General features: G+C 56.9%; 15 protein-coding genes. 9 read left to right on the top strand and 6 right to left on the bottom strand.

What is annotated here, in order from left to right; translation table 11 throughout:
* Positions 1 to 8: 8 nt before the first annotated feature.
* On the top strand, positions 9 to 1,328 hold the full coding sequence (gene rutG, locus ACMYSO_RS23290) for a pyrimidine utilization transport protein G (RefSeq protein WP_434668352.1): 1,320 nt from the start codon (positions 9 to 11) through the stop codon (positions 1,326 to 1,328).
* A 149-nt stretch (positions 1,329 to 1,477) separates the two neighbouring features.
* On the opposite strand, the gene ACMYSO_RS23285 is transcribed toward rutG, so the two are convergent.
* Entirely contained in the window at positions 1,478 to 1,651 is a 174-nt protein-coding gene (locus tag ACMYSO_RS23285) for a general stress protein (protein WP_004860412.1), read from the bottom strand.
* A gap of 380 nt (positions 1,652 to 2,031) precedes the next feature.
* On the opposite strand from ACMYSO_RS23285, the gene wrbA reads away from it, so the two are divergent.
* Complete coding sequence (gene wrbA / locus ACMYSO_RS23280; RefSeq protein ID WP_123753767.1) at positions 2,032 to 2,628, top strand: NAD(P)H:quinone oxidoreductase; 597 nt, start codon at positions 2,032 to 2,034, stop codon at positions 2,626 to 2,628.
* Between the two features lie 20 nt (positions 2,629 to 2,648).
* Positions 2,649 to 2,876: a YccJ family protein gene (locus tag ACMYSO_RS23275; protein ID WP_123753766.1), complete on the top strand. Its 228-nt coding sequence runs from the start codon at positions 2,649 to 2,651 to the stop codon at positions 2,874 to 2,876.
* 80 nt (positions 2,877 to 2,956) lie between these two features.
* Here ACMYSO_RS23275 and agp read toward each other — a convergent pair whose 3' ends face one another.
* Positions 2,957 to 4,204 carry a bifunctional glucose-1-phosphatase/inositol phosphatase gene (gene agp, locus ACMYSO_RS23270; RefSeq protein WP_434668348.1) on the bottom strand — a complete coding sequence of 416 codons (1,248 nt, stop codon included), beginning with the start codon at positions 4,202 to 4,204 and terminating at the stop codon, positions 2,957 to 2,959.
* A gap of 167 nt (positions 4,205 to 4,371) precedes the next feature.
* On the opposite strand from agp, the gene ACMYSO_RS23265 reads away from it, so the two are divergent.
* Both ACMYSO_RS23265 and ACMYSO_RS23260 read left to right on the top strand, forming a co-directional pair.
* Complete coding sequence (locus ACMYSO_RS23265) at positions 4,372 to 4,821, top strand: winged helix-turn-helix transcriptional regulator (RefSeq protein ID WP_434668345.1); 450 nt, start codon at positions 4,372 to 4,374, stop codon at positions 4,819 to 4,821.
* 103 nt (positions 4,822 to 4,924) lie between these two features.
* Positions 4,925 to 5,740 carry an SDR family NAD(P)-dependent oxidoreductase gene (locus tag ACMYSO_RS23260; protein ID WP_434668342.1) on the top strand — a complete coding sequence of 272 codons (816 nt, stop codon included), beginning with the start codon at positions 4,925 to 4,927 and terminating at the stop codon, positions 5,738 to 5,740.
* On the opposite strand, the gene ACMYSO_RS23255 is transcribed toward ACMYSO_RS23260, so the two are convergent.
* Positions 5,737 to 6,096: a winged helix-turn-helix transcriptional regulator gene (locus tag ACMYSO_RS23255; RefSeq protein ID WP_434668339.1), complete on the bottom strand. Its 360-nt coding sequence runs from the start codon at positions 6,094 to 6,096 to the stop codon at positions 5,737 to 5,739. The two genes, ACMYSO_RS23260 and ACMYSO_RS23255, sit on opposite strands and share 4 nt — an antisense overlap.
* A gap of 102 nt (positions 6,097 to 6,198) precedes the next feature.
* On the opposite strand from ACMYSO_RS23255, the gene ACMYSO_RS23250 reads away from it, so the two are divergent.
* Positions 6,199 to 6,948 carry an SDR family oxidoreductase gene (locus ACMYSO_RS23250; RefSeq protein ID WP_434668336.1) on the top strand — a complete coding sequence of 250 codons (750 nt, stop codon included), beginning with the start codon at positions 6,199 to 6,201 and terminating at the stop codon, positions 6,946 to 6,948.
* Between the two features lie 20 nt (positions 6,949 to 6,968).
* Here the strand turns inward: ACMYSO_RS23250 and ACMYSO_RS23245 are convergent, their stop codons facing one another.
* Positions 6,969 to 7,193 carry a hypothetical protein gene (locus tag ACMYSO_RS23245; protein ID WP_434585563.1) on the bottom strand — a complete coding sequence of 75 codons (225 nt, stop codon included), beginning with the start codon at positions 7,191 to 7,193 and terminating at the stop codon, positions 6,969 to 6,971.
* A gap of 245 nt (positions 7,194 to 7,438) precedes the next feature.
* Here ACMYSO_RS23245 and ACMYSO_RS23240 point away from each other — a divergent pair, with 245 nt between their 5' ends.
* Positions 7,439 to 7,561, top strand: coding sequence for a small membrane protein (locus ACMYSO_RS23240; RefSeq protein WP_154143297.1), 123 nt, complete (start codon positions 7,439 to 7,441; stop codon positions 7,559 to 7,561).
* 97 nt (positions 7,562 to 7,658) lie between these two features.
* On the opposite strand, the gene ACMYSO_RS23235 is transcribed toward ACMYSO_RS23240, so the two are convergent.
* Both ACMYSO_RS23235 and ACMYSO_RS23230 read right to left on the bottom strand, forming a co-directional pair.
* Positions 7,659 to 9,050, bottom strand: coding sequence for an APC family permease (locus ACMYSO_RS23235; protein WP_434585566.1), 1,392 nt, complete (start codon positions 9,048 to 9,050; stop codon positions 7,659 to 7,661).
* A gap of 353 nt (positions 9,051 to 9,403) precedes the next feature.
* Positions 9,404 to 10,822, bottom strand: coding sequence for a glutamine synthetase family protein (locus ACMYSO_RS23230; RefSeq protein WP_123753759.1), 1,419 nt, complete (start codon positions 10,820 to 10,822; stop codon positions 9,404 to 9,406).
* A gap of 226 nt (positions 10,823 to 11,048) precedes the next feature.
* Between ACMYSO_RS23230 and puuD the strand changes: the two genes are divergently transcribed.
* Positions 11,049 to 11,801 carry a gamma-glutamyl-gamma-aminobutyrate hydrolase gene (gene puuD, locus ACMYSO_RS23225; RefSeq protein WP_174510323.1) on the top strand — a complete coding sequence of 251 codons (753 nt, stop codon included), beginning with the start codon at positions 11,049 to 11,051 and terminating at the stop codon, positions 11,799 to 11,801.
* A gap of 25 nt (positions 11,802 to 11,826) precedes the next feature.
* The gene (gene puuR, locus ACMYSO_RS23220; protein WP_123753757.1) at positions 11,827 to 12,384 is read left to right on the top strand and encodes an HTH-type transcriptional regulator PuuR; all 558 of its coding nucleotides are present in this window, start codon (positions 11,827 to 11,829) and stop codon (positions 12,382 to 12,384) included.
* Positions 12,385 to 12,600 lie beyond the last annotated feature (216 nt).

The raw sequence follows: 12,600 nt of genomic DNA, 5'->3' as shown, positions 1-12,600 counted from the left end.
ATATCATCATGGCACTTTTCGATTTTCCTCGCTGGCAGTTGACCTCACCTTCCGCCGCTTCCGGCGTTGTGGCCCCCGATGAACGGCTTTCCTTCGGGCAGACGATGGTAATGGGCGTCCAGCACGCGGTGGCGATGTTTGGCGCCACCGTACTGATGCCGATCCTGATGGGGCTGGATCCGAACCTCGCGATTTTACTCTCCGGGGTCGGGACCCTGCTGTTTTTCGTGGTCACCGGTGGCCGGGTGCCCAGCTATCTTGGCTCCAGCGCCGCCTTCATCGGAGTGGTGATCGCCGTAACCGGCTTTAACGGCCAGGGGCTGAACCCGAATCTGAGCGTCGCGCTCGGCGGGATCATCGCCTGCGGCCTGGTGTATACCCTGATTGGACTGGTGGTGATGAAAGTCGGCACCCGCTGGATTGAACGGCTGATGCCGCCGGTGGTGACCGGCGCAGTGGTGATGGCGATCGGCCTGAACCTCGCGCCCATCGCCGTGCGCAGCGTCTCGGCAACGGCCTTCGACGGCTGGATGGCGGTGCTGACCGTGCTGTGCATTGGGCTGGTGGCGGTGTTTACCCGCGGGATGGTGCAGCGACTGTTGATCCTTGTCGGCCTGATCGTCGCCTGCGCGCTGTACGCGCTGCTGGCGAACGTGTTCGGGCTGGGTAAACCGCTCGATTTTAGCCTGCTGGAGCAGGCCGCGTGGTTCGGCATGCCGCACTTCACCGCCCCGACCTTTAGCGGCCCGGCGATGATGCTGATCGCCCCGGTAGCGGTCATTCTGGTGGCGGAAAACCTCGGTCACCTGAAGGCAGTCGCCGGTATGACCGGACGCAATATGGACCCGTATATGGGCCGGGCGTTCGTCGGTGACGGGCTGGCAACCATGCTTTCCGGCGCGGTTGGCGGTAGCGGGGTGACCACCTACGCGGAAAACATTGGGGTAATGGCGGTCACCAAAGTCTACTCTACGCTGGTGTTCGTGGCGGCGGCGGTGATTGCGATACTGCTTGGCTTCTCGCCGAAGTTTGGTGCCCTGATCCACACCATTCCCGGACCGGTGATCGGTGGCGCATCGATCGTAGTGTTCGGCCTGATTGCGGTGGCCGGCGCGCGTATCTGGATCCAGCACCGGGTGGATTTGAGTCAGAACAGCAACCTGATTATGGTAGCGGTCACGCTGGTGCTCGGCGCCGGCGATTTCGCCCTCTCCCTCGGCGGCTTTACCCTCGGCGGTATTGGGACGGCCACCTTTGGCGCCATCCTGCTCCACGCCCTGCTTAACCGTCGCGTACCGGAGACGGCGCAGTCCAACGTGCCAGTGTAACCCCCCTCTGTGCATCGGGGCGACGGTACCCACCGTGCCGTTCGCCCCGTATACAGGCATAAAAAAACCGCCGGTAGAGACCGGCGGCGGGGAGGATGTAGCGGGTGCCCAGGAGATTAACGCCACATCACAAACAATCAGCCTGCTCGTCAGCTATGACGGTTTCCGTGACTGTTTTTCCCTCCTTTTTTGCCAGCTTCCGACGCGCGTTGAGGATCGTTTTTAAAGTTCCCCCCGCTATGCTGGCCACCTTTGCGACCTGCTTCTGATGCTCTTTCACGGTCCTCGGCAAAGTTGCCGGAACCGCCACGATGGTTTGCCATCACTGACCTCCACTTGGTTAGACATCATCTTGCATTACCGGCAGCACCTGGCCCTGCAGCGCAGCATAGGGCATGGCCATTTTGGTGTTGCGTATTGTTAAGCGTAGTGAATGAAACGCATTCACCTGGCAAATGGAAATATTTTGCAATACCTGCCGGGGTAAAACGGCCCCTCCCTCGCTCGCGTCACGCTAAGCGTCTCTTATGGCTCACGAAAAGCCGTCCGGCAAAGATGTTTCTTTTTGCGACAGCGCCACTTTTTGCAATTTTGTTATAAATCAAATAAATGATTGTTAGATTTGCACTCTTAGCCAGACGCCTTATCTTTAAAGGTAGCCAGTCGATTGGCTGGTCTCAAACGCAACCGAGGAGTGATGCAAATGGCTAAAATTCTGGTGCTTTATTATTCAATGTATGGACACATCGAAACCATGGCTCATGCCGTCGCCGAAGGGGCGAACAAAGTAGATGGCGTTGACGTGGTCGTGAAGCGCGTGCCGGAAACTATGCAAGCAGAGGCGTTTGCCAAAGCAGGCGGGAAAACGCAGAATGCGCCCGTCGCCACGCCGCAGGAACTGGCAGAGTACGACGCCATCATCTTTGGTACCCCAACACGCTTCGGCAATATGTCCGGACAGATGCGCACCTTCCTCGATCAGACCGGTGGCCTGTGGGCATCGGGTGCACTGTACGGCAAACTGGCCAGCGTCTTTTGCTCCACCGGTACCGGTGGTGGGCAAGAACAAACCATTACCTCCACCTGGACGACCCTGGCCCATCACGGGATGGTGATTGTGCCAATCGGCTACGGCGCGCAGGAACTCTTTGATGTGTCGGCGGTTCGCGGCGGTACGCCGTATGGCGCGACCACCATCGCCGGCGGTGACGGTTCACGTCAGCCAAGTCAGGAAGAGCTGGCGATTGCCCGCTATCAAGGTGAACACGTCGCAGGACTGGCAGTTAAATTACACGGCTAACCTTCAGCAGGAGGATGTGCATGCCAACTCAAGAAGCGAAGACCCACCATGTGGGCGAATGGGCAAGTTTACGTAATACCTCTATCGAGATCGCCGAGGCGATTTTCGAATTAGCCAAATACGATGAAAAGCTAGCAGAAAAAATCTGGGAAGAAGGCAGCGACGAAGTGCTCTCTTTGGCCTTCGCCAAAACGGACAAAGACGCGCTGTTCTGGGGCGAACAAACCATCGAGCGTAAAAACGTCTGACGCAGAACGCCCCGGTATCGCTACCGGGACGCCAGTACTGAGAACCGGAGCGGCCAGCAGGCCGTCCGGTTTTTTTATGCCTATTTTGCCGCCTCGTTCATCACCTGCTTAAAGGTTGCCATCGGGCAGAAACCGTCGGCATCCACCGGGCAACCGTTAAGCGCCAGGGTCACCCGCTGCGGTGGTGACTGCAGGGTTAAGGGTTCAGCATTGCGCAGCTGCGAGGTGCTTTGATAGACGTACTCAATTTTCATCAGCTCGCGGTTGCTGCCGCTGTCATGCCAGCGTTGGAAGACGATTTTGCCGCCGATGGGGGTACGTTCATACTGGTTATGCAGCTGATAAGGCTTGAAATCCAGCGCGGTCAGCAGGGAAGCGATATTGGAATCGTGCCCCACCAGCAGCGTCACTTTGGCCGCCTGCTGCTCATCGCTAACCAGCGCCTTATCGATATATTTCACCAACGGTTTAGCCACGTTGCGCGCCACCTCTGGCGAGGTGAACAGACTGTCCTGATAGCCGTTTTTCAGCTTCGACAACACCTGCCACTGTTTATCGGTTTTGATCTGCCCCCATGCCACCTGATCCAGCGGGAAACCTTCGTAATACTGCAACGTGAAAGCATCGACCAGCGAGTTACCCACCTTCAGCGGCCCGGAAACGCCGGGCTCCTGCTGGTATTTCGCGCTGAAAGTATCTTTCGCTGCGCTTAACTCACACACCTGTTTCTCTTTGCAGGAGGGCGAGTTTTGGTAGTCCGTCATTTCCTCGAGCAGCTTGTAGCTGTCGGTGAGCTGCATGCCCTGTCGCTCTTTGGTCATCGCCTGCACCGCTTTTTCGCTGAAGGCGGCGGAATCTTCGGTGATCACCGGGTTAAAGGTCGGGTCCATGGTGCCCATTTGCGGCTGGTGATGGACCGTCACGCCGCAGCCGGGAAAGGCGCCGATGATAAAGAACTGGGCGGTGGCGACGGTACGTTGCAGGCTGTTGGCGTAAGCGTAAACCGCGTTATCCGGCGGGCACTCACCGCTGGTCACCAATCCCTGCTGCGCCAACCATTCGCGCATATAGTGGCCCATGTACACCTCGAGCACCCCGCCTTTGGTGGTCAGCTGACCGCCGGGGACATCCCACTCCGGCCATGATTTCGGCGTTGACTGTTCCAGTACGCTGCCATTGTTGGCCAGCGGCGCGCGCAGGTTGTGGCGGCTCATGATCAACACCTGCTGGAGCTGGTAGCCCTGCGGTGCCACCGCTTCCTGCGCCTGGGCCGCCGCGGATAACACCAGCGTCTGGGCCACGATACCTGCGAGTAGACTCTTTCTCATCCCTTTATCCTCAGTCATTTTCATCGCTTTTTATTGTGGCAAATTTATGACATTTTTCCGCTTCGTCGCTCGCAAACTGAGGCACCGGGAGAAACTTTTATCAACCCGCTGAAATAGTTTTATAATAAAACAATTATGTGCCAGGCACTAAAGCTGGAGGAGCTCTTGTGAAACGTACCCGTCTGGAAAACAGCAGTTGCCCTATCGCCCGCTCACTGGATGTCATTGGCGACTGGTGGTCGCTGCTCATCGTCCGCGAAGCGTTGGGCGGAACCCGGCGCTTCAGCGAGTTTCAAAAGCACCTTGGCATTGCTAAAAACATGCTCGCCGGACGGTTGAAAATGCTGGTGGAAGAAGACATCCTGACGCTGCAGCCCGCCTCCGACGGCAGTGCGTGGCAAGAGTACGTGCTCACCGAAAAGGGCCGTGGGCTGCAAACCGTGCTGGTGGCGCTCGCGCAGTGGGCCGATGAATACCTGTTGACGCCCGACGAACCCGCAACCGTGTTGGTGGATAGCCTGACACGCCAGCCGCTGCGTAAGCTGGTACTGCAGGCCGCCGATGGCCGGACCCTCCAGCCCGATGACATTCGCGCTAAACTCCCGGTAACCGACTGATTTAAAACAATAGCCACTCAAACCCAGGTGGCATAACCAAAAAATACCGCGCTATATGGTTGCATTATTAAACCACTTATCTCATGCTTAATTTGGTTTAATAATGCAACCAACATATCAGAGGCACACCATGACAACCCACACCGCTTTAATTACCGGCGCCTCCTCCGGCATCGGCGCCGTTTACGCCGAGCGCCTCGCCGCCCGGGGCTACCACCTGATCCTGGTCGCACGCCGTGAAGCGCGTTTGCAGGCTCTCGCCGGGCAGTTGCAAAGCCAGTACGGTATTCAGGCCGATGTACTGACGGCAGATCTGAGTGAAGAACGCGGTATTCACACCGTAGAAGCGCGCCTGCAGGCAGATCCGACGATCGCGCTGGTGATTAACAACGCCGGGACAGCCAAAATGGGCGGGTTGCTGGCCAGCGATGTCGCCGATCATCAGATGATCCATACCCTCAATACGACCGCCCTGCTGCGTCTGAGCTATGCGGCACTGGCCGCCTTCCAGCCTCGCGGCAAGGGGACGCTGATCAATATCGCCTCAATTCTCGCGATCCATGCGCTGCCGGGAAGCGCGGTGTATAGCGCCAGCAAAGCGTGGGTGCTCAGTTTTACCCGCGCGCTTCAGGAGGAGTTTGCCGATAGCGGCCTGCGCATTCAGGCGGTTCTCCCAGCGGCCACCGCCACCGACTTGTGGCCTACCTCTGGCGTGGCCCTTGATGCTCTGCCAGCCGGCTCGGTGATGACCACGGAAGACCTCGTCGATGCAGCGCTTAGCGGGCTGGACCAGGGTGAAAATATCACCCTGCCGCCGGTACATGACCTGGCGCTGTGGGAGGATTTCGATCGGGCAAGAGTGGCGCTGTTCGGCAGTGCGCGCACCGGCCAGCCGGCGCCGCGCTACCGCCTCGTTTAACGCCTGAGCAGATGACCGTGCTGGCTCATCCACTCCGCCAGCGGCTGTAACGCGCTGCGCATCGACAACCCCAGCCCGGTTATCTGGTATTCCACCCGAGGGGGGATTTCGGCATAGACGCAGCGCGACACCAGCCCGCGCTGCTCGAACAAGCGGAGCTGACGGGTCAGCTCTTTTTGCGTAATGGGCGCCGCCGCCCGTAGCAGTTCGCCGAAGCGCACCGGTGCATTGAGGACGATCAGTCGGTAGAGGATCGGGATCGCCCATTTCCCGGCAATCAAATTAACAAAGTCGGTCATCGGGCAAGATGAGTGCCCAAAATTTTTTTCATCGACGCTCGCCGCGGTCTTCGCCATAGCACACCTTTTGCCTCGTTAGTATCCAATTGGTACCTGGTATCCTTTGGATACTAAAGCTTTTATAGTCCCTTTTCCACAGACTCAGTCAGGAGCAAGATCATGGGACGTTTAGCAGGAAAATATACGCTGATTACCGGGGGCACCAGCGGCATTGGCCTCGCCACCGCGCAGGAATTTATTGCCGAAGGGGCGCAGGTGGCGGTCACTGGTCGCCAGCCTGCAGCGCGCGAACAGGCGCAGGCGCTGCTAGGGGAAAACGCATGGGTTATTGCAGCAGATGCCGGTGATGCCGCCGGGCAGCGCCAGCTGGCAGAGACCCTGAGCGCACGCTGGCCGCGGCTGGATGCCGTCTTTATCAACGCCGGTGACGTGACCCACGGTGCCTTTGGTGAGTGGCATGAGGAGGAGTGGGATCGGCTGATGAACATTAACCTCAAAGGGCCATTCTTCTTGCTGCAGGCGCTGCTGCCGCTGCTCGCCAACCCCGCGTCGGTGATTCTGTGCGGATCGGTCAGCGCCCATATCGGCTTGCCGACCAGCAGCGCTTACGCCGCCAGTAAAGCCGGGCTGCTGTCGCTGGCGCGCACCCTGTCGGCAGAGCTGCTGCCGCGCGGCATCCGCGTGAATGGCCTGAGCCCCGGTCCGGTTCGCACCCCGGCGCTGGATAAACTGGGCCTCAGCGCGCAGGCCTTGAGCGCCCTACAGGAGGAGATCAAGAACCTGGTACCTGTAGGACGCATGGGCACGCCGCAGGAGCTGGCCAAAGCCGCGCTGTACCTGGCATCGGATGAGTCCAGCTACGTGGTTGGCAGCGAGCTACTGGTGGATGGCGGGACGAAAAATCTCTGATATCACGGTGGCGGCGGGCGTTACTCCGGCAGCGGGACCGCCGCCAGGGTGCAGATGGCTTCATGCTGTCCGCCGCGGCGATCGATCATCACCACTTTGTCGCCGGCTTTTTTGCCTTCACAGGGTTTTAATACCTGGTCCATAACCCGTTCGCGGGTTTGCTGGCTCTCTGACTCTGCCACAGTGGTAAAGGAGGTCAGGATCAAGGTCAGCCCAAGCAGGCCGACGATAGGTTTCTTACACATGCATTGTTCTCAGATAATTCTCACTCCGGTACAGGGTAACAGTCTGAAGGTCTTACGTCTGTAAAATCAGTTAACGGATTGTTTCTCAGCGAGAAAACTGGAATTTACATCAGTCACAAAAACCATATCACCCTGATTTACGTCGAATTTATCACTGTTAAATGTCACATTTCAGACACATCCTGATGCTATCGTGGCGGCAAATTTATAGAGTTCGTGGTTTCCACTCAAGCCCAGGATCGCTTATGTCCGGTATTGTTCTCATTGTTGTCGCGGTCATTTTGCTAGGGGTTGCGCTCTACAGTCTGGTGTCATACATCAAAGAACGCCGCGCCAGCCAGCTCCCTTTCCATAAAAAGAAAAAGTAGCCCGCTCTGTTAGTCACCATGAACAGAAACAGGCTGGTCACCTTCGTGACCAGCCTCAGGCACTATGCCGGCTTTGACTCCCGAGCAGCCTGAACGGCTACGACTCCCATGCCCGCTCCGCTTTCGCCGCATCAAACTGCGGCGGCGGCTGACGGAAGCGACGGGTCAAATAGGTCAAATACAGCAGCCCCACCGCTCCCCATACCAGCCCCAGCGTCAACGATGTCGCCTCGAGGTTGATCCACAGTACCGCCACCGTCGCGGCGCCAATCAGCGGAAGAATCAGATAATGCAGGCGATCCTTCCACGTTTTGTTATAGCCCTTGCGCCGCCAGAAGTGGTTGAACACCGACAGGTTAACGAAGGTAAAGGCCACCAGCGCGCCAAAGTTGATCAGCGCCGTCGCGGTCACCAGATCGAAGAACAGTGCCGACAGCGCCACTACCCCGACCATCAGGACGTTCAGTGCCGGCGTCCGCCACTTCGGATGCACATAGCCGAAAATACGTTCCGGGAAGACGTTATCCCGCCCCATAACATACAGCAGACGCGACACGCTGGCATGCGATGCCAGGCCTGACGCCAGGGTGTTCACAAAGGTGGTGCACAGGAAAATCGACTGGAACAGCTTCCCGCCAACATACAGCGCAATTTCCGGCAGCGCCGCATCCGGGTCCTTAAAACGACTGATATCAGGGAAAAAGAGCTGCATAAAGAACGAGGCAACGATAAAGATAATGCCGCCGTACACCGCCGTCAGAAAAATCGCTTTCGGGATCGTCCGCGCGGCGTCCGGGGTCTCTTCTGACAGCGTCGTCACCGCGTCAAAACCAAGGAACGAGAAGCAGACGATCGTCGCCCCGGTAATGATCGGGATCAGATGGGCGTTCTGGCTGATAAACGGCTGCAGCGACCAGACGGTACCGACCCCTTCCCCTTTATGCAGTCCCTGCACCACCAGGAAAATAAAGACCACCATGATCGCAATCTGCACCAGTACAAACAGCGTATTAAAGTTTGCGACCAGATTAACGCTTTTAAGGTTTGCCGCCGTCAGAATCGCCACGAACCCCACCACCCAGATCCACGGCGGTACTTCCGGGAACAGCGCCGACAGATAAATCTTCGCCAGTAAGACGTTAATCATCGGTAAGAACAGGTAGTCGAGCAGCGATGACCAACCCACCATAAAGCCGACATGGGGGCTGATCGACTTTTGCGCGTAGGTGTACGCCGACCCAGCTTCCGGGAACTGCCGCACCAGCTTACCGTAGCTGATAGCCGTAAACAGCACCCCGGCCAGCGCCAGAATATAGGAGGCGGGGACGTGGCCGTTGCTGATGCCGGACACAATCCCGAAGGTATCAAATACCGACATTGGCGTGAGATAGGCAAGCCCCATCACCACCACTTGCCACAGCTTGAGCGACTTGCGCAGTCCGGGTTTGCCGGCGGCAGACGACACATCGAGTGAAGTGTTAGCAACCATGAGCATCCCCCCCCATGCAAACGTGGGTTTGTGCGCACAACGATCGGGTGACAAACCTGCTTAACAGGGGGGTAAGGTATAAAAAATCGCTTCGGACAGACCAACGAGCGGCGGTTGATTCGGACATCTTGCGGCCTTCATGGCCCCCTTCTCCCTGCGGATATTTGAACATCGGCATCATCTCTTTCCTCGTCACACACTGTGTCGTTAACTGAAGCCCGGTATCGCCTGCGCTCCTTTACGCGACATCCGGGAAATCGCTGGAATTCCAGCAAAACGTCCGACCAGGCTCCGCTCAGGCCGTATGATGCAACTTTATCGCTCGACGACAGTGGCCCCTTGCGGGGCGACCATCAGGCGTTTTTCAACATCCACTCAATTTCGGTTTCGGTGATAAGCCGTTCAAACTGCATTAATTCATCATTTTTACAGGCATGGTAAACGTGGCAAAAACGTTCACCCAAACGCGCGCGCAAACTATCGTTTTGCATAAACTCCCACAGCGCATCGCTTTGTCGGATCGGGAACGGCAGCCCTTCCTGCTCCAGGCCATTGCCTTCCACTTCTTCCTGCAGCGGCAGCGTATTGTCCAGCCCGTGCAATATGCCGGCGAAGATCGCCGCCATCACCAGATACGGGTTGGCATCCGCGCCGGCCACGCGGTATTCCACGCGGTGGTTTTGACGATCGCCGCACGGGATCCGCAGCGCCACGGTGCGGTTGTTATGCCCCCAGGAAGCCTGGGTCGGGACATACATCCCCGGCTGGAAACGACGCCACGAGTTGACGTTCGGCGCCAGCAGCGCCATCGACGACGGCATCAGGTCAATCATCCCGGCCAGCGCGCGTTTCAACAGCGCAGAATCTTCACCATCGGCATCCGCCAGCACGTTTTCGCCCCGGTGGTTTTGCATACTGATATGGATATGCATCCCGCTGCCCGCGTGCTCTTCATAGGGCTTGGCCATAAAAGTGGCATGCATCTTATGCTTCTCGGCCATCAAACGCACGAGGCGTTTTAACGCCAGCGCATCATCGCAAGCATCGAGCACGTTATCGGTGTGGTGAAGGTTGATTTCAAACTGGCCCGGTGAGGCTTCAGCTACCGCGCCATCGGCCGGAATCAGCTGCAGCTGGGCCAGCTCATCGATGTCATTGAGCACGTCGGCGAAGTGGTTAAGGTTGTCCACCGAGTAAACCTGGCTCTGGGTGTTACGATCGCCGGTGCCCGGCGCGCAAGGCGGCTGCAGATAGCCTTCGGCATCACGTTTACGATCCAGTAAATAGAACTCCAGCTCTACCGCTACCACGGGGAACAATCCGCGCTGGCGCAGCTGCTGCCAGAGGCGGTTAAGTACGTTCCGCGGCTCAACGTCAAAGGGAGCGCCATCTTCATCCACCATCGTCAGCTGTACCTGAGCGATAGATTGCGGATCGGCAGCTGAAGGGGTTAAGGTCCCCGGCACCGGGATGCAGGAACGATCCGGCTCCCCCATATCCTGACCCAGACCGGCCTCTTCCACCACATTACCGAGAATATCCATCGCAAAAACTGACGCCGGGAAGTAACAGCCTTTCTCCAGCTTGCTCAGGCTGGAGACCGGAATACGTTTTCCACGGAAGCAGCCGTTCAGGTCGGTCAGCAACACGTCGACATACTGCGTCTCGGGATAACGCTCAAGGTAGCGCTTCACTTCATGAGTGAATGCGCTGCCCCGTCTCTCTTCTGACTGCTGAACAAAATTCTCAACTTCTACAATATTGGTTTCCATCATTCACCGCCGTTGTGTTGGTTTCGGACCGCTGGCTATCTTGCCGTTAAATATAATGTCCACCATTCGAATGTGTATGCAAACAAAATGTTTGTCAAATGTTAAATTAAGTTTGCAAACGGCTATTTGCGCTGCTAGATTGAGAAAATATTGAACGATATGGCCATTTGGCACGCTAGATGGTCATTATTTAGTCCACTTTGTGAGGGCGATCATGGAAAATATAATGTACAGACCAGTTATTGGTGTCGTGATGTGCAGGAACAGGCTGAAGGGTCACCAGACCCAGACTCTGCAAGAAAAGTACCTGAATGCCATTATTAACGCCGGAGGGTTACCCATTGCCCTGCCGCATGCGCTGGCCGAGCCGGAAATGCTTGCCGCGTTGTTACCTAAACTGGATGGCATCTATCTGCCAGGCAGCCCCAGCAATGTGCAGCCGCACCTTTATGGTGAAAACGGCGATGAGCCTGACGCCGATCCCGGGCGTGATCTTCTGAGCATGGCATTGATTAACGCCGCGCTCGAAAGGCGCATCCCCATTTTCGCCATCTGCCGTGGGTTACAGGAACTGGTTGTCGCCACCGGAGGGACTCTGTATCGTCGTCTTTTCGAACAGCCGGAGCTCCTTGAGCATCGCGAAGATCCGGAGCTGCCGGTTGAGCAACAATATGCCCCCTCTCACGAAGTTCTGGTTCAGGAAGGAGGATTACTTTCTCAGTTAATACCGGGCTGCAACACGTTTTGGGTAAACTCGCTACATGGGCAAGGAGCGCGCACCGTAAGCTCACGTCTGCGCGTCGAAGCTCGTTCTTCAGATGGACTGGCAGAGGCGGTCAGCGTCAATGACCACCCTTTCGCGCTAGGCGTGCAATGGCACCCGGAATGGAACAGTAGCGAATATGCTCTCTCGCGTTTGTTGTTTGAAGGTTTTATCACCGCCTGTCAGAACCACATGGCTGAAAAGCAGCGGCTCTGACCATTACAGTTAAGGAAATGCAAATATGAGCGATGACGGCCTGGCGCCAGGAAAACGTCTGTCAGCGATCCGCCAACAGCTGGGTCTCTCACAACGTCGTGCCGCCGAACTGTCTGGGTTAACACATAGTGCCATCAGCACCATAGAACAGGACAAAGTCAGTCCTGCCATCAGTACGCTGCAAAAGCTGCTGAAAGTTTATGGGCTGTCGCTCTCGGAATTCTTTTCTGAACCAGAAAAACCTGATGAACCCCAGGTGGTGATTAATCAGGATGACCTTATCGAAATCGGCAGTCAGGGGGTTTCGATGAAGCTGGTCCACAATGGAAATCCGAACCGTACGCTGGCGATGATTTTTGAAACTTACCAGCCTGGAACCACGACCGGGGAGAGGATCAAACATCAGGGTGAGGAAATTGGCACCATACTGGAAGGTGAAGTCGTACTGGAGATGAACGGCCAGTCGTATCATCTGGTAGCTGGACAGAGCTATGCCATTAATACCGGCATACCGCACAGTTTCAGCAATACCTCGGCAGGTGTTTGCCGAATTATCAGTGCCCATACTCCCACCACATTCTGATTTTTTAGCCTGAGACTATCTCAGGCTTTCTTCAGGCCAGCGCCGTCGGAAGCCCCTTTTCCGGCAGCGCGAAGAACACGCAAATATCCTGCCGCGCAACGATTCTGCTGCGTCGTGCGGCGGCTTATTTCCTGCGGGCCCACGAATATATACGCGTAAGTAAAACGCGCAATAACGGTATCTGACCCCGGGGACGCCCTACGCCCCGCACGGTCC

It is taken from the genome of Klebsiella sp. B345 (assembly GCF_051131735.1).
Classification (GTDB): domain Bacteria; phylum Pseudomonadota; class Gammaproteobacteria; order Enterobacterales; family Enterobacteriaceae; genus Klebsiella.
This window is presented reverse-complemented; position numbering and strand designations above follow the sequence as displayed.

Coding starts and splice junctions, on each gene's coding strand:
- rutG (WP_434668352.1), top strand. CDS start 9: ATGGCACTTTTCGATTTTCCTCGCTGGCAGTTGACCTCACCTTCCGCC.
- ACMYSO_RS23285 (WP_004860412.1), bottom strand. CDS start 1,651: ATGGCAAACCATCGTGGCGGTTCCGGCAACTTTGCCGAGGACCGTGAA.
- wrbA (WP_123753767.1), top strand. CDS start 2,032: ATGGCTAAAATTCTGGTGCTTTATTATTCAATGTATGGACACATCGAA.
- ACMYSO_RS23275 (WP_123753766.1), top strand. CDS start 2,649: ATGCCAACTCAAGAAGCGAAGACCCACCATGTGGGCGAATGGGCAAGT.
- agp (WP_434668348.1), bottom strand. CDS start 4,204: ATGAGAAAGAGTCTACTCGCAGGTATCGTGGCCCAGACGCTGGTGTTA.
- ACMYSO_RS23260 (WP_434668342.1), top strand. CDS start 4,925: ATGCAACCAACATATCAGAGGCACACCATGACAACCCACACCGCTTTA.
- ACMYSO_RS23255 (WP_434668339.1), bottom strand. CDS start 6,096: ATGGCGAAGACCGCGGCGAGCGTCGATGAAAAAAATTTTGGGCACTCA.
- ACMYSO_RS23250 (WP_434668336.1), top strand. CDS start 6,199: ATGGGACGTTTAGCAGGAAAATATACGCTGATTACCGGGGGCACCAGC.
- ACMYSO_RS23245 (WP_434585563.1), bottom strand. CDS start 7,193: ATGTGTAAGAAACCTATCGTCGGCCTGCTTGGGCTGACCTTGATCCTG.
- ACMYSO_RS23240 (WP_154143297.1), top strand. CDS start 7,439: ATGTCCGGTATTGTTCTCATTGTTGTCGCGGTCATTTTGCTAGGGGTT.
- ACMYSO_RS23235 (WP_434585566.1), bottom strand. CDS start 9,050: ATGGTTGCTAACACTTCACTCGATGTGTCGTCTGCCGCCGGCAAACCC.
- ACMYSO_RS23230 (WP_123753759.1), bottom strand. CDS start 10,822: ATGGAAACCAATATTGTAGAAGTTGAGAATTTTGTTCAGCAGTCAGAA.
- puuD (WP_174510323.1), top strand. CDS start 11,049: ATGTACAGACCAGTTATTGGTGTCGTGATGTGCAGGAACAGGCTGAAG.
- puuR (WP_123753757.1), top strand. CDS start 11,827: ATGAGCGATGACGGCCTGGCGCCAGGAAAACGTCTGTCAGCGATCCGC.